Here is a 20,327-nt window from a genome sequence, read left to right as displayed (position 1 = left end):
TTTACGATAACTGTAAAATGCTCTACGATCAAGATTATTGGAGGACGTTATGAAAGTAGCAATCGTCACAGGAGCAAGTAACGGGATCGGAAAAAATATCGCGATCGAATTAGGAAAAAGAGGGATCGGCGTAATCCTTACTTATCATTCGGATAAAAAAGGTGCCGAAGATGTTGTGAGAGAAGTGGAGAAGAATGGATCCAAGGCTGTTAGTCTTAAATTGGATCTAAGCCAAAAGTCTTCTTTCGAAAGTTTTACCGAGTTAGTAAAAAAGAACCTGGAAGAAATTTGGAAAAGAAAAACTTTCGATTACTTGGTAAATAACGGAGGAGTCGGAGGAGGAATGCCTTTTACAGAGATCACTGAAGAATATTTCGATCAGATATTGAACACGAATTTTAAAGGACCATTTTTCATAACACAAAGCCTTGTTAGTTCTATAGAAGACAATGGAAGGATAGTGAATACATCAAGTTCCGCTAGTCACGGATCCTTTGTAGGATATTCGGCCTATGGCGCATCGAAAGCCGCATTAACTTCTTGGACAAAGTATCTTGCAAAAGAACTTTCTCCCAGAAAGATCAGAGTGAATTCAGTCTCTCCAGGTCCAGTTCACACGAATCTTGGAGGAGGAGCTTTCGATAAACATCCGGAATATATCCAACCAATAGCAGACCAGACTGCTTTGGGAAGAATTGGAAGTCCGGATGATATTGCAAAGGTAATCGTAAATCTTTTATCAGATGAGTTTTCTTGGGTAACTGCTCAGGACTTGGAGGTCTCTGGAGGATATTTACTATAAGTTTCAAGTATATTTCTACAATCGTATTGTAGGAACTCCTACATGGCTTGTGGCTGGGAATATGCTTGCTGGTCTGAATCTTTTGTGATATGACGAGTCGGAGGCCGACAGAATGGAGGTCAAGCGAGTATAAAGATTGGATCAACACAATGCAATCGGATCGAAATTTTGCAATCGTGTACCACCGACCGGCCCCCTTCGCAGCGACCGCAGGAGCGAGAAGACGACCGTCTATGACGAGTCGGTGGCCGACAGAATGGAGGTCAAACGAGTATAAAGATTGGATCAACACGATGCAATCGGATCGAAATTTTGCAATCGTGTACCACCGACCGGCCCCCACCCAGTACGGGTGGGGCACCAATTTTGTAGGAATTCCAACAAATTCACTTCGAAAACTCCTTTTCTCCCTGGAGTAAAAGGCTTGGATAGTCAGATACATGCCCGCAGGTCTGAAACAAAAAGAAACCGATCTTCCGACCTACGAATTCGATCCTAAAACGAATTTAAAACTTAGAAATTGGTTCTTAAAAGAAAAAAGAGACCTGGCATTCCGAAAGAACAGAACTCCTTATTCAACTTGGGTGAGCGAGATCATGCTGCAGCAGACAAGAGTTGCAGCAATGCTTCCTCTTTACGAAAAGTTTATACATAGATTTCCAAAACCGGAAGATCTTGCAGTCGCGGAAGAAGAAGAAGTATTTCGTTATTGGCAAGGTCTGGGTTATTATTCCAGGGCTAAAAATCTTTTGGCGGGAGTCCAAAAATTAGTCAATGAGTTCGGCGGAAAATTTCCAAAAACTTTAGAAGAGGCTCTTTCTCTTCCGGGAGTGGGACCTTATACCGCCCGTGCTATTCTTTCTATTTCTTACAATCTACCTTTTGCCGTTTTGGATGGAAACGCAAAAAGAGTTCTCTCTCGTTTGGTCTTATTCAAGGAGTCCGGATCTAAAGCGGATCCTGCGTTACAAAGGATTGCGGATTCATTTTTGAATTTGGAATTTCCCGGGGATCATAATGAAGCAGTAATGGAACTAGGTGCCCGCATCTGTATTCCAAAACCTTTATGTAAAGAATGTCCTCTTCAAAATGATTGTTTAGCCTATCAAAATGGGGTCCAAGAAAGTATCCCGGAGATAGAAAAGAAAAAAAAGGAAATCCCTTTAAATATACGTTTTTATATTCTAAAGACAAAACAAGGAATACTTCTTGTTCGTTATCCGGAGAGAAGATTTTTCAAAACAATCTATTCTCTGCCTTTTTCCTTCGAAGGAAAAAATCCGTATGAAGCGGATCCTGTTTTGGATTGGAACTTAAAACCTTTCGATCTTGGGATTAAATTTAAACATACGATCACTCACCATAAGATCCAAGGTTTTGTTTCCGAAACGGAATTGGATCCAAAATTAGAGAAGAAGATCCTGGAAAATTTCCGTAAGATCCGTCCTTCTATAGAGATTAAATATTGCAATTGGAAAAATTTGGAGACTGAATTCCCTTCTTCTATTGCAAAAAAGATCAAACAAACCCTGGCTAAAGACGGAGCAGTCCTGCCGGGGTTAGAAAATTAAACTATTATTTAAAAGGAAAACTATGAGCATTCGATCTACTTCCGAATTCGTAAAAGAACTTTCTAAAAAAGGAGAACTTTTGGAGATCAAAGAAGAAGTGGATCCTATCCTCGAGATCGCAGAGATCCAGAGAAGGGTAGTCTCTAAAAGAGGTCCTGCACTTCTATTCTCGAATGTAAAAGGTTCCAAATTTTCCGTAGCCACGAATTTATACGGCTCTGAAAACCGGATCAAGATCGCATTTGGAGAAGATCCGGAAAAGTTTATTCAAAAAATTGCATATACTGCTAAACATCTGATGCCTCCCACTCCTAAAAAAGTATGGGAAGCAAGATCTCTTGCCTGGACTGCACTAAGAGTAGGTCTTAGGAAAGTAAGTAAGGCTCCAATCCTGGATTCAGAATTGCAGAGTACTGAAGAATTGCCTGCATTAAAATCTTGGCCCAAGGATGCAGGAAGATTTATCACATTACCCTTGGTATATACGGAAAGTCCCAAAACCGGAAAAGGAAATTTGGGAATGTATCGTATCCAATTCCATGAACCCAAACTCACTGGGATGCATATACAGATCCATAGGGGTGGTGGTTTTCATTATTCTGAGGCGGAAGCAGAAGGTAATGCTTTGCCCGCGCATATCTATGTAGGAGGTCCACCGGCACTTACAATTTCCGCAGTGGCACCTTTGCCGGAAGAGATCAGTGAATTCCTTCTCGCTTCACTTTTACTTGGTGAAAGATTAAAAGTAATAAAAAACAAAAAGATCAGTCCACTTCCAATCGTTGCAGATGCAGATTTCGCTTTGATCGGAAAAATTCCACCTAAGATCAGAAAACCGGAAGGACCTTTCGGGGACCATTACGGGTATTATGCTTTGAAACATGATTATCCGGTATTCGAGATAGATAAAATTTACGCTCGAAAAGATGCGATCTGGCCGGCAACAGTTGTAGGACGTCCTCCCCAAGAAGATCATTGGATCGCAGAATATTTACAACATCTATTATCTCCCATGTTCCCAATCGTAATGCCTCAGGTAAAAGGAATTTGGGCTTACGAAGAATCCGGTGTACATTCTTTGGCTGCAGCAATCGTAAAAGAAAGATACAAAAAAGAAGCATTCATGGGTGCTCTTAGGATTTTGGGAGAAGGACAATTATCTCTCACTAAATTCCTGATCGTAACTGACCAAGATGTTCCTTTGATGGATTTCAAAACAACTTTTCTCGCGGCACTTGAAAGATTCCAACCGGAGACCGACTTACATATTTTCTCCAATATTTCTCAAGACACTTTGGATTATACGGGACCTAAAGTAAATGAAGGAAGTAAGGCGGTTCTACTTGGAGTCGGACCTAAAACCCAAAAACTAAAACCTAAGATCACTTCTAATCTCAAAAATCCTAAATTCAAAGATCCGAAAGTATATTGTCCGGGAGTCCTCGTAGTTTCCGGACCAAAATATAAAAAGGGAGACGGGGCTTTAGAAACACTTCGTAAAGAAGCAATTACCCAAGGATTTTTATTCGTATTCTTAGTAGATAATTCGGAAGAAGCAACCAAGTCGGATCATGATTTTATCTGGAACGTATTCACTCGATTCGAACCTGCTGCGGATATATACGGAGATTCTAAAGTGATCCGAAATCATATTTCTTTCCAAGGCCCGATCTTAGTAGATGCAAGATTAAAAACTTGGTATCCTCCTGTTCTGGAAGAAGATCCTAAAATCTCCAAACAAGTAGAAAATAGATTTGGTAGACTTTTGGATTCGATTTAGGTAAATGGAAGAATGGGAATGAAACGAGTAATCGTTACCGGCGGAGCCGGACTGATCGGAAGTAATATAGTAAGACTTCTGAATGAGCAGGGGATTTCAGATATCCTAGTCGTGGACCATTTGGGGACTTCTTCCAAATGGAAAAACCTAAGAGGTTTGGAATATACGGATTATACTGAAAAGGAAGAATTCCTCCAAAAAGTACAAACCACGGATATATTAAAAGATTATTCTCATATCTTTCATTTGGGAGCTTGTTCTTCCACAACGGAGACGGATGCCTCTTATCTGATCCGGAACAATTACGAGTACACTAAGATCTTAGCGGAAGAGTCTCTTCGAAGAAAGATACAATTTTTATACGCTTCTTCTGCAGCCACCTATGGAGAAGGGCAATTCGGTTACGACGATAAGACTCCGATCCACCCGCTCAAACCTTTGAATATGTACGGATATTCCAAACATATGTTCGATCTATATGCCTTAAAAAAAGGATTTTTGGACCAAATCACCGGAGTGAAATACTTCAATATATTCGGATTCGGAGAGGCACATAAGGGAGACATGAGATCCGTAGTATTAAAAGGATACGAACAGATCTCTTCCGAAGGAAAGTTGAAATTATTCAAGTCCTACCGCCCGGACTATAAGGACGGAGAACAAAAAAGGGATTTCCTCTACGTAAAAGACGCAGCCAAGATCAGCCTATTCCTTTTAGAAAACCGTAAATTCGGTTTATATAATGTGGGAAGAGGTCAGGCAGAAACCTGGAATTCGCTCGCTTCCGCATTATTTGCAGCGTTAGGAAAACCTCAAAATATAGAATATATGGAAATGCCTGAGAGTTTAAAGGCAAAATACCAATATTATACGAAGGCAGAGACCCAAAAGCTGATCTCGAGCGGTTACAAGGAAGGATTTACCGATTTGGAAACTGCGATTGCGGATTACGTGGATCTGTTGAAAAAAGAAGAGGAATAAAAGGGGTCCCGAAGAAACCCCCCACAGCTATTAATTACTTAGAAAAGATCTGAAGTAAAGATTTTGCGAATGCTTTGAATTTTGCGTCTTTGATAGAGTAGAATACTTGGTTAGAAACTTTTTTGCTTCCTAAGTATCCTGCTTCTTTCATTTTGCTTAAGTGTTGAGATGCAGCTGATTGGCTGATACCAAGTGCGTCTACAAGTTCTCCCACGCTGTGTTCTTTTTTAGAAAGATGGAGAAGGATTTTTAATCTGTCAGGATGAGCTACTGCTTTAAGTCCGCGGATGGTAGAATCCAGATGAGTTTTTTTAATTTCTAACTTTTGGGCTGCCATAATCTGCCTTCTGTTGTATTTGAATCCACTCTAACATAACCTTTGAAATTTACAAGGATTTCCGAAAAGTATCTCTATTTTTTGTAAAATTATAAATCATGTAAATTATGATATAATTATGTAAATAAAATGGAAAATAATTTATTACCAATTGTAGATATTATAACCTCAAAACTTAGATATATTGAATATTATAACTTTCAATCCTTCGAATATTAGAACCCTCTTACGTTTAGAAGATCCCAAAAACTCAATATTCTAATTTAGCAATAAACGAAATATATACTATTATAAAGTTCGAATTTGCCGGATTTCTAATTCAAGAAAACGTTTATAAGAATGAACAAGCTTTCAGCCTAACCAAGATAGGCGAAACGAAATTATTAAAGGCAAAAGTGTGGAAGAATTAAGGAAAACTAATGGACTGAAAAAGGGAATAAAAGAAACAAAGGGGTCAAATTTTGACCCCTCCCGAAATTTCCAAAACGACTCCATCTACCAGATCGTTTTGAGCGATGAATACCGCGGTGCTTGCAATCTCATCCGGTCTACCCAACCTGCCGATCGGGATCAAAGACTCCCATTTTTTGAGAGCTTCCGGATTCATATCTTTCATTACCATTTCTGTAGCGATGAATCCAGGTGCGATCCCGGCAACCCTGATACCGTAGCGGCTGAGTTCCTTCGCCCATAACTTAGTCATGGCAGCTACACCCGCTTTTGCAGCGGAATAATTGGTTTGGCCCGGGTTACCATGCATAGAGACGGAAGCGATAGGGATGATCACCCCTTTAGTACCGTTATTTACCATTTGAACCGCCGCTTCTCTGCCTGTTAAGAATACTCCGGTCAGGTTCACATCGATCACTGCCTGCCATTCTGCCAAAGACATCTTAGAAGCAACCTTACCAGTTTGTTTATCCGCTTTTATTAAGAGACCATCTCTCAAGATCCCTGCGTTCAAAACTGCGATATCTACGGAACCGAACGCGGAAACTGCTTGTTCCATGAGTTCAACAGCGTCTTTTTCCTTAGAAACGTCTGTCGGAACTGCGATTACCTTAGCACCGAGCGCTTCGATCTCTTTTTTGGCACCTGCGAGTTTTTCTGCGGAGATATCCGATAGAACGATATTGGCTCCCAATTTCGCAAAATGAAGGGCCATCTCTTTGCCTAAACCTCCGGCAGAACCGGTGATTACGGCAGTTTTATTTGTGATTTCCAACTTGGTTGATTTCCTTACTTCTAATGGTTACGTAATTGTCGGTGAAAGGGATTTCTACCCTGGCGACGGTTTCTGCGGCGCTTGTCTGGATCCTAAAAAGATTTGGATCAATATTCTCACTTTTGAGAAGGATCATGATGAGAGCGATCCCAAGACCGGCTCCCTCAGTATTGTCCATATTATCCATATAGAACTCGGCGATATCATTGTATTCCATCGCCTTTCTCATTTTCTCCCTCATACGAGATTCTTCGATCTCGATTACAGGAGTATTATTAACTACTTCGACTACCAAACCTTCTGGAGCGTAAGTTACCGAAATTTTGACAAAAACGCCTCTGGCAAGACAACGCTTCCCGTATTCGTCGGCCATTTTTTCGGAAAAGTTCTGTTTGAACTGGGCCAGACCCTGGTCGTAATGTTCATGATTTCGGATATCCAAACCCAGATCTTCGAAGAACACCCTCTTTTGGTTGGCCTTCACTCCGTTGATCGCCATTTCCTTGGTGATCGTATACAACATCTCTATGTATCTTGTTTGGCCTAATTTTTCCAGAACTTCCGTAAGAATACGCAGGACGTATTTTTCCAATTTGGAATTCATTCTGGAAGATTGAACGGAGATGCGGGAGCGGTTGAGGATATAATCTGAGAGCTGGGCGTCTAAATCTTTGAAACTTTTTGCCATGCTCGTTAAGTCCTCTGTGGGAGAAAAGTCGATACCCAGTGTTTCCCCTAGGACGATTCATGCAATCAAAAATCAGCGGATTCCAGATCTCAAAAAGAATACAAACTCCAAGGGCTGGCCGCGTCCGATCCGGACTAAAGTCCGTCTCGGACCAAGCTCTCGCCTCCGGTCAAAAAATCGCGGCCACTATTTTTTGACCCCGGCTCGATCTTTCGCGGGGCAGTAAATCAATGTCCCTTTGCGCTTCCGTGAAATTTGTGCGAGAGTGTCTCACGCAGAGGCGCAAAGACGCGAAGATATAGATTGTTAAATCTGTAGAGTTGATTGAATAAGGGTAACAGTTTGTCACCTTAGGCAAGGCTGCAATATCGGTTTCACAATAGTCTCCTGATGCCGAATCAATATTCCATTCAAAATAATGTTTATTTGAACTGATTACGTTACAGGAAGAAGTCTGCTTATAATCATATTCCGTTATAACCGTATCGTCAAAAATATAGGTAATCTTGGTTTGATTGCACGAGTCTGCGGAATTTTCATTCTTCCAGGTACCAACAAATTCAGGTAATCCTGATTTTTGCCAATCTGCGGCGCAGATAGCAAGTCCGCCACACTCAATAAGAGGAGTGAGATTTTCCTCCGGTTTATGATCACATGCGGAAAAATTGAAAAAGATAATCGCTTGAAGGGCTAATATTTTATTTTTTAACATTTTTAATCCGTATTATAATTCCGACCCTGTTGAACACATGAATAATGCACTTGAGCAAGCTCCTTCCGGTCCGTTTGCGTAGTATGGATCAGAGGAATTGCAGCGACCTGAATCTATACATTCCCTATAATAACTCACGCAACCAAAATAATCGGTTACGCAATTTTCTTTCTTTTTCTTTCCTTGAATTTCATCTAAGTCTACTTGAGAACATTGAAAGAAAGTTATAAACAGAAGTCCAAGAATTAGTGAAGAATTTTTAAGCATAATGTTTTGCCTGAAATTTGAATCTGACAACGTTATTTTAGCTTATCTTTGCATCTCGAAATACGGACTCAAAAAAAAACGAGCTAACTTAAGGCTTTTTCTTTAAAATTTCCTGTTTTTTTATATTTTTCAGAATACTATACAAAAAAATAGTTTACAAAAGTATATAATCATGCGAATAGTATTCTGTAGCTAAGAGGAAAAACCATGCTTCAGACAATTAGTATCCGAGATTTTGCATTAATTGAATCAGCCCAGATCGACTTAAGAGGGGGGTTAACTGCGATTACGGGAGAGACCGGTTCCGGAAAATCTCTCTTACTGGATGCTCTTTCTTCCTTACTCGGAGGAAAAAGTAGTACCATGGATATTCGAACTGGTTCGGATAAGTATTGTTTAGAAGCTGAGTTCGATGTTTCCCAAAATCCAGGCGCCATAACCTGGATGAGGGAACATGGATTTCCTTTAAACGGCTCCGCAATTGTGATCCGAAAAGAATTCACTCGGGATGGAAAAACAAAGATCCAGATCAATCATTCATTATCTTCTGCTCAAGTGCTTCGTGGTTTAGGAGAGATCCTTTCCGAAGTACATAATCAAAATGATCAAATTCTACTTTTGGACAAGGCCCAACAATTGGATATTCTGGACGGTTTTGCAGGTTTGCACACACTCAGAGGAGAAGTGAAGGAAGGATTTTTAACTTATAAAAGCCTGAAAAAACGATTGGAAGAATTAGAATTATCTCATGCGGACAGAAACCGCAAAAAAGAGATACTCCAATACCAGATAGAGGAGATCCACACTGCCAATTTAAAATTGGGAGAAGAGGAGGAACTCAGCAAAGAAGAAAACCTACTCGTTCACGGAGAAAAATTGGCAGAGAACCTAGATATAATCACCGGTTATTTGCATGAAAGTGAATCTTCCGTTTTGGGGATTTTCCCCAAGGTGCTTGCCGCTTCCGATAAGATCAAAATTTTGAACGAATCATTAAACGAAATGGATTCCGCTCTTAGGGAAGTGTATGTTACGATCCGTGAGATCAATACGAGTGCCCAGGACCAAAAAGAAGAGGTGTTCTTTTCTCCGGAGAGGTTATCTCATGTTCAGTCCAGGCTAGATCTGATCCAAAAACTTAAGAAAAAATACGGAAATTCAATTTCTGAAATTTTAGAAACAAAGAAGAAGGCGGAGGACGAGCTAGCCGCTCTAGAACAAAATTTAGATTCTAAAACTTCTCTGGAAAAGGAAAAGAAAAAGGCAGCAGATAAGCTTACCCAATCTTGTTTGCAGCTTTCCAAGTCTAGGCGAGAGGTCCTGAACAAGTTCGAATCCAAACTTAAATCAGAGTTGGAAGTTCTGGGAATGAAGGGAGCCGGACTGCAGGTAGTACTTCGTTGGGAAACAAGCCCGGAGGGAGAAGTAGAAGCCCAAGGAAAATCCTATTTGGTAAACGAATTCGGATTGGACCAGGCAGAATTCTATTTTAGCCCGAACCCTGGAGAAAAACCAAGACCTCTTCGTAAAATTGCTTCTGGAGGAGAAATTTCCAGAGTAATGTTGGCCATCAAAAGTGTGCTTGGTTCCAATTTTGACGGAAAAGTTTTGGTTTTTGATGAGATTGACTCCGGTCTGGGTGGAGAGATTGCTTCTGACGTAGCAAAAAAACTCAGAACACTTTCCAAAACTCACCAGATTATTTTGGTCACACATTTACAGCAGATCGCTGCCGCTGCAGACCATCATCTTCTAGTAAGCAAACGACTCAAAGAAGGAAGAACCGTCTCCGAAACTGAATTCTTGGGAATGGAGGAGAGAACCATGGAACTTGCGAGAATGATCGCGGGTCAAAATATCTCCAAAGGCGCTCTCCATCACGCAAAGGAATTGCTCAAAAAGAAGGCGGTATAATTCGCCTTCTAAACTTCTCTTTTTACCGGGGCAGAATTTGCTTCCGGTAAAAAGGAAAACTTCCTTTTAAAAATCGTTTGGCAGGGACAGCCGAGTTGGAAACCCTACTCCTTGGAGAACCTCAAGCCGATATGATTCTTGCCAAAACAGATTCTTTGGTTTCCATTATTCCACCGGAAACCGTACCTATTCTGATCCTTCTAGTTTCTATAGTAGGATTTACAATCATCATAGAAAGGCTGATCTTCTTCTCTCGTTGGAAAGCAATTACTCCTGACGATTGGAGAAGGGTAAAAGATCTACTCAGAGAAAAAAACTATGATTCCGCTTCCGATCTAATGAGAAGTCTGAGCCAAGGACCGGTCTCCCAGGTTTTACAAGCAGGTATTACCCAGTTTAAGAAAAATGCATCTTCCGTAGATGATGAGATCGTGACCCAAGGATTAAATCAGATCCAGAGAATGGAAAAATTCCTTTCTCCGTTAGCTACAATCGCTACCATCTCCCCACTTTTAGGAGTATTGGGAACAGTTCTTGGGATTATTCGTTCCTTCGCGGAAGGTTCCGGAACAAGAGGAGCGGAAGTGGGGATCAGCGAAGCGTTGATCACCACAGCTATGGGACTTGCGGTTGCGATCCCTGCGTATATTTTTCATAACTTCTTCCAAAAGAAAAAAGAAGACACGATTTCCGAAATGGAAAGTCTTTCAGAGCAGGCGCTTAGGTTTTTAAAATAAAATGAAATTTAAAAAGTGGAATCGGGGAGAAAGCGGAAGTTTTAGGGCGGGCCAGATCGAGCTTGCGCCTATGATCGACGTTATTTGTTTCATCGTAATTTATTTTTTGATGAACGCGACTTTGGAAAAATCCACTGTCGTAAAAATAGAACTCCCTAGATCTTCCAGCACTGCTCAGGAAAAGAAAAAGGACGAACTGGTGATCACTGTCAATAAGGACGGAAAAATTTTCCTAGATAAAGACACTGAGCCTGTTCCTTTGGAAAAACTGACTGAAAAAATAAAATTGTTCAATGGCCAAAACCAAGGCGACGACAAAGACAAAAAAGAACAGAGTAAAAATCGGGTGATTATCAGAGGCGATGGCGGAGCGAATTACCAAACCATCGTCAAAGTGATCGATAAAGTGAACGAAGCCGGAGTAACAAGATTCAATCTTGCGATGGTTCGTCAACCGGGAGGTCAGTGATCCGCTCAGGTGGATCTAAAGACTTATTTCGAGCAGGGAAGAACCCTCTCGATTTTAAATAAAGCCTTAAGGCGATTTCAAAAGACTCTTGAAACGAAAAGTATCTATATATAAATCCTTTGCCGTTATTTTTGTAAGCGGATTCTTTTTTTACTCCGGCGAGATCTCTCAACTTTTCTCCAAAAAAAGCGATTATTTCGGAAAGATCGTAAGAGAAATAAAATTTAACGGAAATAAGAACACATCTGACTCGGATATCAGTGGTCTTTTGGAACTCCGAACAGGTAAACTTCTCACCAAAGGGATCATCGATCGAGACTTAAAAGCATTATTCGCTTCCGGGTTCTTCTACTTTATAGATATTAAAGCGGAAGAAATGGAAGGAGGCGTTCGGGTCATTTTCGATCTGAGAGAAAGACCTAGAGTTAAGGAAATTGAATTTATCGGAGCGGACGAAGTTTTTCCTGCGGATCTCCGGGATAAAATGCCTCTCAAAGATAACGAGGTAATCACTCCACAAAAGGTCACCAAGTCCAGAGATATTATATTACAAAAATATAAAGACGAAGGATTTTTCCTGGCCTATGTAAAAGTTGAACTTGGAAAACCTGATCCGAAGACAAACTTAGTAAAGGTCCGTTTCATCATTGACGAGGGAGAAGAGATCCCTGTCGCAAAGATCAATATCTACGGGAATGAGACCATAGAAACTTCTGAGATCCTCGGACTCATGGAGTTAAAGGAAGAAGGCCTATTCGAAGGCGGTAACTTCAAAGAAAGTTCCTTCGAAAAAGATAAAGAAGTCATCCAAGCCTATTTAAGAAGTAAGGGATACTTGGATTCAGAGTTGATCCGAGAAGGTACCAACTGGGAAATCCATTGGGAAAACGCCGAAAAGAAAAATAGAAGGGTAATCATAGTCAATATCAAACTCTACGAGGGGCAGGTGTATTATTTTAACGGATATACGGTTGCTCATGATATGACTACTGACGGAGACGGCAGGCCGATCTTCTTGAACAAAGAAAATAACCCTCCTGATACTCCTAAGGACAAATTAAAACCTTTATTCACTGTTCAAGAGGTCGAAAAGTCTTTGGATTATAGCTCTAAAGATGCGGGAGAAATTTTCGACGAAACGGTATTCTCCAGAGACAGGGCCACAGTAAACGAACTCTACGGTTCTAAGGGCCATATCTTCGCTCAGGTAATTCCAAGAAGAAAGATCGTTTCATTGGATTCTGAAAGTTTAGAATATTATGAAAATTGTACCTCCAGAAGAACAGAGGTGGAAAAAAAGTCCTGCGAAGAGGAATATAAACAATTAAATATCCGTAAATTAAGAGAAATTTATAGAGATACTCCTGAGTTGAGGGGTCGTAAATTCGTTCACGTAGATTTTACCATCCGTGAGAACAACCTGGCTCAGATCGAGAACGTAATCATCAAAGGAAATAAGAAAACCCAGGACAAGGTAATCCGAAGAGAGTTACTCTTTAAATCGGGAGACTTATTCGATTCTACTTTGGTAAACCGTTCCAGGGAAAGGATCTTCAACTTAGGCTATTTCAAAGAAGTAAACTTTAATATGAGACCCGGTTCGGATGATACTAAGATGAACCTTGTTATCGAAGTATTAGAGCAGCCGACCGGAACGGTTTCCATGGGTGGTGGTTACGGAACAATCACCGGATTTACGATCTTCACCGAGATAGGTGAAAACAATTTGAACGGAACCGGACAAAAAGTCTCGGGACGTCTGGAGTTCGGACCTTATCGTAGATCCTTCCAGATCTCTTGGACAGAACCTTGGATGTACGATACTCCTTGGTCTCTTTCACTTTCCATGTTCTATTTCTCACGAACCATATTCTTAGGTTCTACTTCTACGATCTCTATTTCGGATAGTACAACTTCTCCAACTGTTGAGAATGCTACTTACGATAATAACGGTTTAGGGATCACTATGGGAGTGGCCCACAGGCTCGGGACCAACTGGACCCATTTCCATAGATATACGCCTGCGTTTTATTCTTATTCCAACCCGACTGCACTCGTATCGGACGCAGTTTTGGCTAACGTAAGAAGAGGATGGCAATTCCGTTCTCAGGTCACAAACGGTCTTGCTTATGATATTCGGGATAACGTATTCGCTCCTACTAGAGGTTATGATCTGCTCTTCCAGGTGGATAACGTGGGACAGTATTTGGGTGGATCTTCTCACTTCGACCAATATAGGATCTTAGCGGAATATTATCATACTTGGTTCGATTTCACATTCGGCGGTCTGATCCGGAACAACGCTCTTCGTAGATGGAGAGTTGTACAAGAATTCAGGACTTCCGATACTTTTATTTTCCAAAGAGCTCCTATGGGAGGTTCTCATAACCAAGACCCTGTGCAGGATCCATATATTCGTCCTCAGGATTTACTCATCATAGGTGGTTATGAATCCTTAAGGGGCTGGTATTATAACGACCAAAAGTATCCTGTGGAATGGAGAGACGGTGCCCAGCATCGTATTCTTTTCGATACCGAGATACGTATTCCGATAGAGCCAAGCTTACTCTGGCTTGTGGTCTTCTTGGACGGAGGAGCACTTTACGAGCAGGTGAACCGAGCCACAGGGACTAAAAAAGATTATTTTGAATCTTATGATAAGAATAAGGCGGATCAGATTGCCGCAAACCCGATCGGCTGGTACATCCAGAACAATTTCAATTTGCAGAATGGACGTAAGGCGGACGTAACCTACGACGAATTGAATAACCCGGGAAGATTGATCCTATCATCGGATAACGTTGCAATGGATAGAATGAGATATTCCTGGGGGGTGGGTCTGAGGGTGCAGATCCCTGTTCTTCCACTTCGTATTTATTTTGCACAAAAGTTAAAACCTACCGGAAATTTCTGGGCACCTTTCGAAAGATATGAATCTGACAACGCATTCCAGTTCGTATTCGGTATCGGTGATTACAGATTCTAAGGAGTTTTTGCTTTGTCAGTTGATCTAGTACAAGGCTTGAACGATCCACAGAAGGCCGCAGTCGAAAGATTGGAGGGCCCTGTTCTGATTTTAGCAGGTGCAGGTTCCGGGAAAACCAGGGTGATCACTCATAGGATCGCAAACCTGATCCTGAACAAAAGAACGGATTCAATCTGCGCTCTCACTTTTACGAATAAGGCCGCCGCAGAGATGTTGGAAAGAGTGGGAAAACTTGTGCCTTCCATCCCATGGAATGTGCAGATCAAAACATTTCACTCTTTATGTTTATATATTTTGAGAAGGGAAACTTCTTATCTTGGAATGCCTTCCGGATTTACGGTTTATGATTCGGCATTACAGGAATCCTTGATCAAGCAGGTGATCAAGGATCTACATGAGGATCCTAAGCAGTATAAACCTTCTTCTTTGACAGGGATCTTTTCCTCTTGGAAGGACGGGCTTTCCGATTCCGATCTTTATATCCGAAAAGAGAATTTTTCACACAGATCTCAGATGATCTCTAACATCTACGAAGAATACGAAAAACGTAAGAAAAAAAACCAAGCATTAGATTTCGGCGACTTGATCCAAAAAACCGTAGAATTATTCAGGGAGAACCCGTCCGTCCTAAAATCCTACCAAGATAGATGGAATTATATCATGGTGGACGAGTATCAGGATACAAACAAGGCTCAATACACGTTGGTCCGCCTGCTTTCGGGAGACAGGGCGAATCTTTGCGTGGTAGGAGACGACGACCAGTCCATCTATTCCTGGAGAGGAGCAGATATTTCGAATATTCTAAATTTCGAAAGTGATTTCCCGAATGCATACGTCGTTAAGCTGGAGGAAAATTACCGTTCTACTTCCAGGATCATTCGTGCCGCTTCTAAGGTGATTTCGAATAATAGCGGAAGAAAAGAAAAAGAATTATTCACGAATAATGAATTGGGAGAACCGATCGGAGTTTCCCAATTCGAGAATGAAACGGAAGAAGCTTACGATATAGTCAAAAAGATCAGGGCAGGCTCCGCAAGAGGCGCCGATTACAAGGATTTTGCGATCTTCTACAGAACAAACGCTCAGTCCAGATATTTTGAAGAAGGACTTAGGGCTTCCGGTATCCCATATAAAATTTTCGGCGGTTTCAGATTTTTCGATAGAGCCGAGATCAAGGATATGATCGCATATCTGAACGTGGTGGCTAACCCTATGGATTCCAATTCTTTATTAAGAATTGTGAATACACCTCCCCGCGGTATCGGTGAGGCGAGTATAGAGAAGATCCGTAAATTTTCCCTGGACCAGGGGATTTCTTTTTTGGAAGCGATCGGGCATCCTGATCTTCCTTTAAAAAAAGCAAGTTTAGGAAAAGCGAAAGAATTATATCATCTATTCGATGATCTGATCGATCGGAAAGAAAAAGGAGAACTTCCTTCTAAGATTGCCTTAGAGATCGTGACTAGATCCGGTTGGATCGATTATATGGAAAGAGATGTACATGATGAGGAAGCGATCTCCAAAGTAGAGAACGTCAGAGAGTTCGTGAACTCTATCGAAGAATACGAATCCAGGGAAGAAGCTCCTAACCTAGAAGAATATCTGAACCAGATCAGTCTTCTAACCTCTGAAGAGGATTCCGCCCAGCTCACGGACTATGTTCATCTTATGACTGTCCATAACGCAAAGGGACTGGAATTCCCTACGGTATTTCTGACAGGTTTGGAAGAGGGGACCTTCCCCCATTCCATGAGCTTGGAAGAACCGAACGGAGAGGAAGAAGAGAGAAGACTTTTTTACGTGGCATTGACCCGAGCTAGAGTGAAATTATACCTAAGTTATTCCAGGACCTCCCGTAAATTCGGAAAAGTGGAAGACAGAATTCCTTCTCGCTTCCTTCCTGAAATCCCCTCCGAATGTTTCGGGGAAGAAGGTATTGTCGCCCAAAAAGGAGTTCGTAGACCTTCTGGACCTCCGGCTGCTGCTTCCGGTGCTTATAAAATCCCCGAAAGTCCGAGAGAGACCAGGGAAAATGCGGATTCTTCCAAACCTTTGGGAGAAGAGGCGGATATTCGAGAAGGCGATAGGGTCAAACATGCCCAATTCGGCATGGGACAGGTGGTTTCCGTCCAGGGAACCGGCAAAAACCGTAAGGTAAAAATCAAGTTCGGAGGCCTGGAGAAGAACTTTTTCCTTGCCTATACCCCCTTAGAGAAATTATAACAAGGGGGAAAGTTCGCCCCCTAAAATACCGATATTATTCACAGGAACATAGGAGAAACAATGAAACGGATCGTAATACTAGCCTTGGCTATCTGCCTAGGGACCCCATTGTTTGCTGGAAAAGTCAGCGGTTTAGTAGAAGAATTTAATAAAGTAGAAGAATTTAATAAGAATCGTAAAGTTTCAGACGCCGCTAAAAAAGCGATGCTGGAAAAAAATCTTCTCTCCGCTTTAAAATACAGCCTTCATCGTAAATACCTGGATTATAAGGAATATACCAAGGATCTAAAAGCGGATTCTATTTCGTACGAACCTCAAAAGGGGACTTTTGGAGTGTATGTAAAATACAAAACTTATATCGTATTTTACAGTTATCTAATGGATCCCGAAATTTATCTCCAAACTCCTATCAATGAAGTGTTCTATGTTCGTCCTGATAATTTGGACGAAGAGCCTCATAAGGAAGATAAACAACCGGCTCAGCCAACTTCCGGAAAATAATCCCTTTTCATGCGATTTCCGGAAGAAGCGGAATTAGTTTCTAAACTTGTTCTGGAAGCAGCAGATCGGATCTTTTCCATCTATGGAACAAATTTCCATGTGATGGAAAAATCCAAAGGTGATCCTCTCACCGAAGCCGACCTGCAGGCAAACGAGATCATTGCAGGCGGCATCCGCAAAATCCTAAAAGACAAAGTTTACTCCGAGGAAGATTCGGATTTTTCCCATTCTTCTTTAGGAAAAGAAAGGGTCTGGATCTTGGATCCAATCGACGGCACCAGAGAATTTGTTTCTAAAAATCCGGAGTTTGCGATCAGCCTTGGACTTTTAGAAGAAGGCAGACCTGTTTTTGGGATCGTAATGAACCCCGCGACCGGGGAATTTTTTTGGGGACTAGAAGGTAAGGGAGCATATTATACAATTTTAAAGCCTCCTTTTATTGAAAATAAGATCGATTGGGAAAATACTTTCTATCTACCGAAAATCGGATCTTCCGAAATTCCTAAAATCCTAGTCTCCATTTCCGAAACAAAAGCCGGGCTTTTCAAAAAATTAGATTACGGAAATGATTTTGTATTAGAGCCGAAAGGTTCCATCGCTTATAAACTTGCACTCGTAGCAGTCGGAAAATATCCTTTGACACTTTCTCTCCGGCCTAAAAACGATTGGGATGTGGCAGGCGGGATCGCGATTCTGAGAGCTTCTCTTGGAAAAGATCTGGAAATCCGTTCCGGGAAGGATTATCCGTTCCTAACTTCTAAACTAGGGATCGGATTACTCGCCGGAGAATCGGAACTAGTCACTCGGTTTTGGGAAAAGTTTAAAACTTCCCTCCAAGGTTCCGTCAGAGATCGTTGGTAAATCAATCTTAGAAAAGGCCATTCTTAGTTTGTCCAATATACACAGAAAAAAATACAAGATCGCCTTGGATGCAAGACCATTATCCACTCCAGTTTCAGGTGTGGGTAGACTCATCGAATCAGTATTAAAAGGTTTTGATAAAGATCCGGATTTTGAATTTTATCTTTTTTCGCATAGGCCAATTCACGAAGGTTATTCGGATCTATTCAAAAATCCAAATATAAAGCCGGTGATAGGGCAGGGATTATTCTCTAAAAAAGGGGGGATCTACTTTGTATTCTACCTTCCTTTCCAACTTAGAAAATATGAGATCGATCTTTTTTGGGGAACACAGCAGGTATTTCCTTTATTCTTGTCCAAAAATATTCCAGGAGTTTTGACCTACCACGATTTTGTGGCATATCGTTTTCCGGAAACAATGAGGCCTATCGCCAGATTCCAGCAGCTTTTTTATTTAAGAAGAAGTATCCAAAGAGCTGATTTTATTCTAGCAAACTCTGAATTTACTTCTTCAGAGATCTTAAAGTATACTTCCTTTCCTAAAGAAAAGATAGATATAATCTATCCCGGTTACGATCCGAAAGAGATCCAAAAGATCAAAACTCCTCCTACAAAACGGATCTCAAAATTACCTAAAAAATTCTTCTTAACTGTTTCTACATTAGAACCTCGTAAAAATTTCGGAACACTTCTGAAAGCTTACCAAAAGGCCAAAAAAGAAAGATTCGATCTTGTTTGGGTGCATGCAGGAAAAGAAGGATGGGAATCTCCCGAGTTTTTAGCGGAATTTCGAAAAGTTTCAGGCTCCGGAGAATTATGCTGGTTCGATTTTGTAAATGAAGAAGAGCTGAAATACCTGTATTCTAAAGCGAGCCTTTTCGTTTTTCCTTCCATTTATGAAGGATTTGGTATACCACTTTTGGAGGCGCTTGCTTATTCCTTACCTTGTATCGTTTCGGACCTGGAAGTATTTAGAGAGATAGGTAAAAAATCCTGTGTATATGTTTCTCCGGAGTCGGAAGAAGATTGGAAGAATTCGATTTTGGATTTCCAAAAGAAGAAGTTTAAATTTCCAAAAGCGGATCTGAAAAGATTCGAAAGAAAGAAGTCTGCCGCGCTAGTTAAAAAAATTTTTAGGGATCTAGTTTCTTCTAAAAAGTCCTAAAATTTTTTGGAAGAATGATTTTGCCCTTACTTCTATCGTTCCCGAAAAAATAATATCAGTGGAAGATTTCCAATGGATATGGATGCGATTTTTATCCAGTGCTTGGAAATAAATTTGTTCCGTAGGACTTACGTTCCAAACGAATAGATCTTCCTTTCTTTCCCAAGAATAATCCGTCCAATCGGTGCAGACTTTTTCAATAGTTTTACCGGATCTTAATTGAAGAATTAATCCTTTTTTAGGATCTAAAAATGCGAAGAGAGTCGGAGGTTTAGTGCTTACTTGGGGAGACCCGGAATCGAAATGGATCCCTTCTCCTTGGAATCTTCTTCCTTCCAAATAGGATTGGAATTCTGAAAATTGGAAATAGTAATTATAGATCCTGGTTTCTTCCAAGGTTGAAAACCTTGTACAAGTTTTTGATCTAGTCTCTTTAAAGCAAGGTAGAATTGGAAGTAAATGACTTGTAGCTTTGATTCTTATTTGTAATCTGGAAGTATGGTTTTTAGAAAAGCCTGGCCTGTTTACCTTCTTCTTTTTTCCATTTTATTCTTAAACGATTGCAGATCTGACGAGCAACCTTTGCTCTACCAGGTGACACTTCAGGATTGGGATGGGAATTCCCACAAATTTTCAGAGGACAAGGGCAAGTTAGTGGTCTTGGACTTCTGGGCGAGCTGGTGTGAACCTTGTAAAAAAGCGGTGCCTGTGGTCGAAAAATTGAGAGGAAAATTGAAAGATTCTCCTGCAGTCGTGTTAGGCGTGAATACGGAAGACGATCTAAGTTTGGAAGAGATCCGAAAAGCCGCTTCCGAATTCGGAATGTTATACCCAAGCCTTTTGGACCCGAAATGGGAACTTGTAACCCCTCTCAAAATAGAAGGGCAGCCTGCATTATTCGTGTTTAGCAAATCCGGAAAGAAACTTCATTCCCAATACGGAATTTCAGAGAAAGATCTACCAATATTGACCGGAAGACTAAAAAACTGGCTCGAATCTCCTTAGAATTGAGCTTTATACATAACGATCGTGTAATAAAAAACCAAACTCAAACCGGTTTTTAAAAAAAGGATTTATCTTTAAGCATTTAGTTTGAATCTGGAATCAG

Annotated in this window: 18 protein-coding genes; 13 read left to right on the top strand and 5 right to left on the bottom strand. The window is 41.0% G+C overall.

The window, feature by feature from the left end; genetic code table 11:
- The first annotated feature begins 49 nt into the window (after window positions 1-49).
- The 4 genes from EHR06_RS06160 to rfaD all read left to right on the top strand — a co-directional run bounded on the left by EHR06_RS06160 (window position 50) and on the right by rfaD (window position 5,134).
- On the top strand, window positions 50-802 hold the full coding sequence (locus tag EHR06_RS06160) for an SDR family NAD(P)-dependent oxidoreductase (RefSeq protein WP_135756198.1): 753 nt from the start codon (window positions 50-52) through the stop codon (window positions 800-802).
- Between the two features lie 440 nt (window positions 803-1,242).
- On the top strand, window positions 1,243-2,373 hold the full coding sequence (locus EHR06_RS06155; RefSeq protein WP_135756197.1) for an A/G-specific adenine glycosylase: 1,131 nt from the start codon (window positions 1,243-1,245) through the stop codon (window positions 2,371-2,373).
- A 22-nt stretch (window positions 2,374-2,395) separates the two neighbouring features.
- On the top strand, window positions 2,396-4,153 hold the full coding sequence (locus EHR06_RS06150; RefSeq protein ID WP_135756196.1) for a UbiD family decarboxylase: 1,758 nt from the start codon (window positions 2,396-2,398) through the stop codon (window positions 4,151-4,153).
- 12 nt (window positions 4,154-4,165) lie between these two features.
- Window positions 4,166-5,134, top strand: a complete 969-nt coding sequence (gene rfaD, locus EHR06_RS06145; protein WP_208757750.1) for an ADP-glyceromanno-heptose 6-epimerase — start codon at window positions 4,166-4,168, stop codon at window positions 5,132-5,134.
- A 34-nt stretch (window positions 5,135-5,168) separates the two neighbouring features.
- Here the strand turns inward: rfaD and EHR06_RS06140 are convergent, their stop codons facing one another.
- From EHR06_RS06140 to EHR06_RS06125, 4 genes are all read right to left on the bottom strand, one after another.
- Window positions 5,169-5,471: an ArsR/SmtB family transcription factor gene (locus tag EHR06_RS06140; protein WP_135756194.1), complete on the bottom strand. Its 303-nt coding sequence runs from the start codon at window positions 5,469-5,471 to the stop codon at window positions 5,169-5,171.
- Window positions 5,472-5,925: 454 nt separating this feature from the next.
- Window positions 5,926-6,696, bottom strand: a complete 771-nt coding sequence (locus tag EHR06_RS06135) for an SDR family NAD(P)-dependent oxidoreductase (protein WP_135756193.1) — start codon at window positions 6,694-6,696, stop codon at window positions 5,926-5,928.
- Window positions 6,680-7,384, bottom strand: a complete 705-nt coding sequence (locus tag EHR06_RS06130; protein ID WP_100724707.1) for a histidine kinase — start codon at window positions 7,382-7,384, stop codon at window positions 6,680-6,682. Before EHR06_RS06130 ends, EHR06_RS06135 begins: the two co-directional genes overlap by 17 nt.
- Before the next feature lie 169 nt (window positions 7,385-7,553).
- The gene (locus EHR06_RS06125) at window positions 7,554-8,096 is read right to left on the bottom strand and encodes a hypothetical protein (protein WP_135756192.1); all 543 of its coding nucleotides are present in this window, start codon (window positions 8,094-8,096) and stop codon (window positions 7,554-7,556) included.
- 474 nt (window positions 8,097-8,570) lie between these two features.
- On the opposite strand from EHR06_RS06125, the gene recN reads away from it, so the two are divergent.
- The 8 genes from recN (at window position 8,571) to EHR06_RS06085 (ending at window position 19,219) form a co-directional block, all read left to right on the top strand.
- Window positions 8,571-10,277 carry a DNA repair protein RecN gene (recN, locus tag EHR06_RS06120; RefSeq protein WP_135756191.1) on the top strand — a complete coding sequence of 569 codons (1,707 nt, stop codon included), beginning with the start codon at window positions 8,571-8,573 and terminating at the stop codon, window positions 10,275-10,277.
- A 131-nt stretch (window positions 10,278-10,408) separates the two neighbouring features.
- Window positions 10,409-11,014, top strand: coding sequence for a MotA/TolQ/ExbB proton channel family protein (locus EHR06_RS06115; protein WP_135756190.1), 606 nt, complete (start codon window positions 10,409-10,411; stop codon window positions 11,012-11,014).
- Between the two features lies 1 nt (window position 11,015).
- Entirely contained in the window at window positions 11,016-11,483 is a 468-nt protein-coding gene (locus EHR06_RS06110; protein ID WP_100709702.1) for an ExbD/TolR family protein, read from the top strand.
- An 88-nt stretch (window positions 11,484-11,571) separates the two neighbouring features.
- Window positions 11,572-14,469, top strand: a complete 2,898-nt coding sequence (locus EHR06_RS06105; protein ID WP_135756189.1) for a BamA/OMP85 family outer membrane protein — start codon at window positions 11,572-11,574, stop codon at window positions 14,467-14,469.
- Between the two features lie 12 nt (window positions 14,470-14,481).
- Entirely contained in the window at window positions 14,482-16,692 is a 2,211-nt protein-coding gene (locus EHR06_RS06100; RefSeq protein ID WP_135756188.1) for an ATP-dependent helicase, read from the top strand.
- Between the two features lie 60 nt (window positions 16,693-16,752).
- Entirely contained in the window at window positions 16,753-17,193 is a 441-nt protein-coding gene (locus EHR06_RS06095; protein ID WP_135756187.1) for an LIC11625 family surface-exposed protein, read from the top strand.
- Window positions 17,194-17,202: 9 nt separating this feature from the next.
- Window positions 17,203-18,054, top strand: a complete 852-nt coding sequence (locus EHR06_RS06090) for a 3'(2'),5'-bisphosphate nucleotidase CysQ (RefSeq protein WP_135756186.1) — start codon at window positions 17,203-17,205, stop codon at window positions 18,052-18,054.
- Between the two features lie 28 nt (window positions 18,055-18,082).
- Entirely contained in the window at window positions 18,083-19,219 is a 1,137-nt protein-coding gene (locus tag EHR06_RS06085) for a glycosyltransferase family 4 protein (RefSeq protein ID WP_135756185.1), read from the top strand.
- On the opposite strand, the gene EHR06_RS06080 is transcribed toward EHR06_RS06085, so the two are convergent.
- Window positions 19,196-19,615, bottom strand: a complete 420-nt coding sequence (locus EHR06_RS06080; RefSeq protein ID WP_135756184.1) for a hypothetical protein — start codon at window positions 19,613-19,615, stop codon at window positions 19,196-19,198. The genes EHR06_RS06085 and EHR06_RS06080 overlap by 24 nt on opposite strands.
- Before the next feature lie 102 nt (window positions 19,616-19,717).
- Between EHR06_RS06080 and EHR06_RS06075 the strand changes: the two genes are divergently transcribed.
- Complete coding sequence (locus tag EHR06_RS06075; RefSeq protein ID WP_135756183.1) at window positions 19,718-20,224, top strand: TlpA family protein disulfide reductase; 507 nt, start codon at window positions 19,718-19,720, stop codon at window positions 20,222-20,224.
- Window positions 20,225-20,327 lie beyond the last annotated feature (103 nt).

Origin of the sequence: Leptospira dzoumogneensis, from assembly GCF_004770895.1 — a bacterium.
GTDB lineage: Bacteria > Spirochaetota > Leptospiria > Leptospirales > Leptospiraceae > Leptospira_B > Leptospira_B dzoumogneensis.
This window is presented reverse-complemented; position numbering and strand designations above follow the sequence as displayed.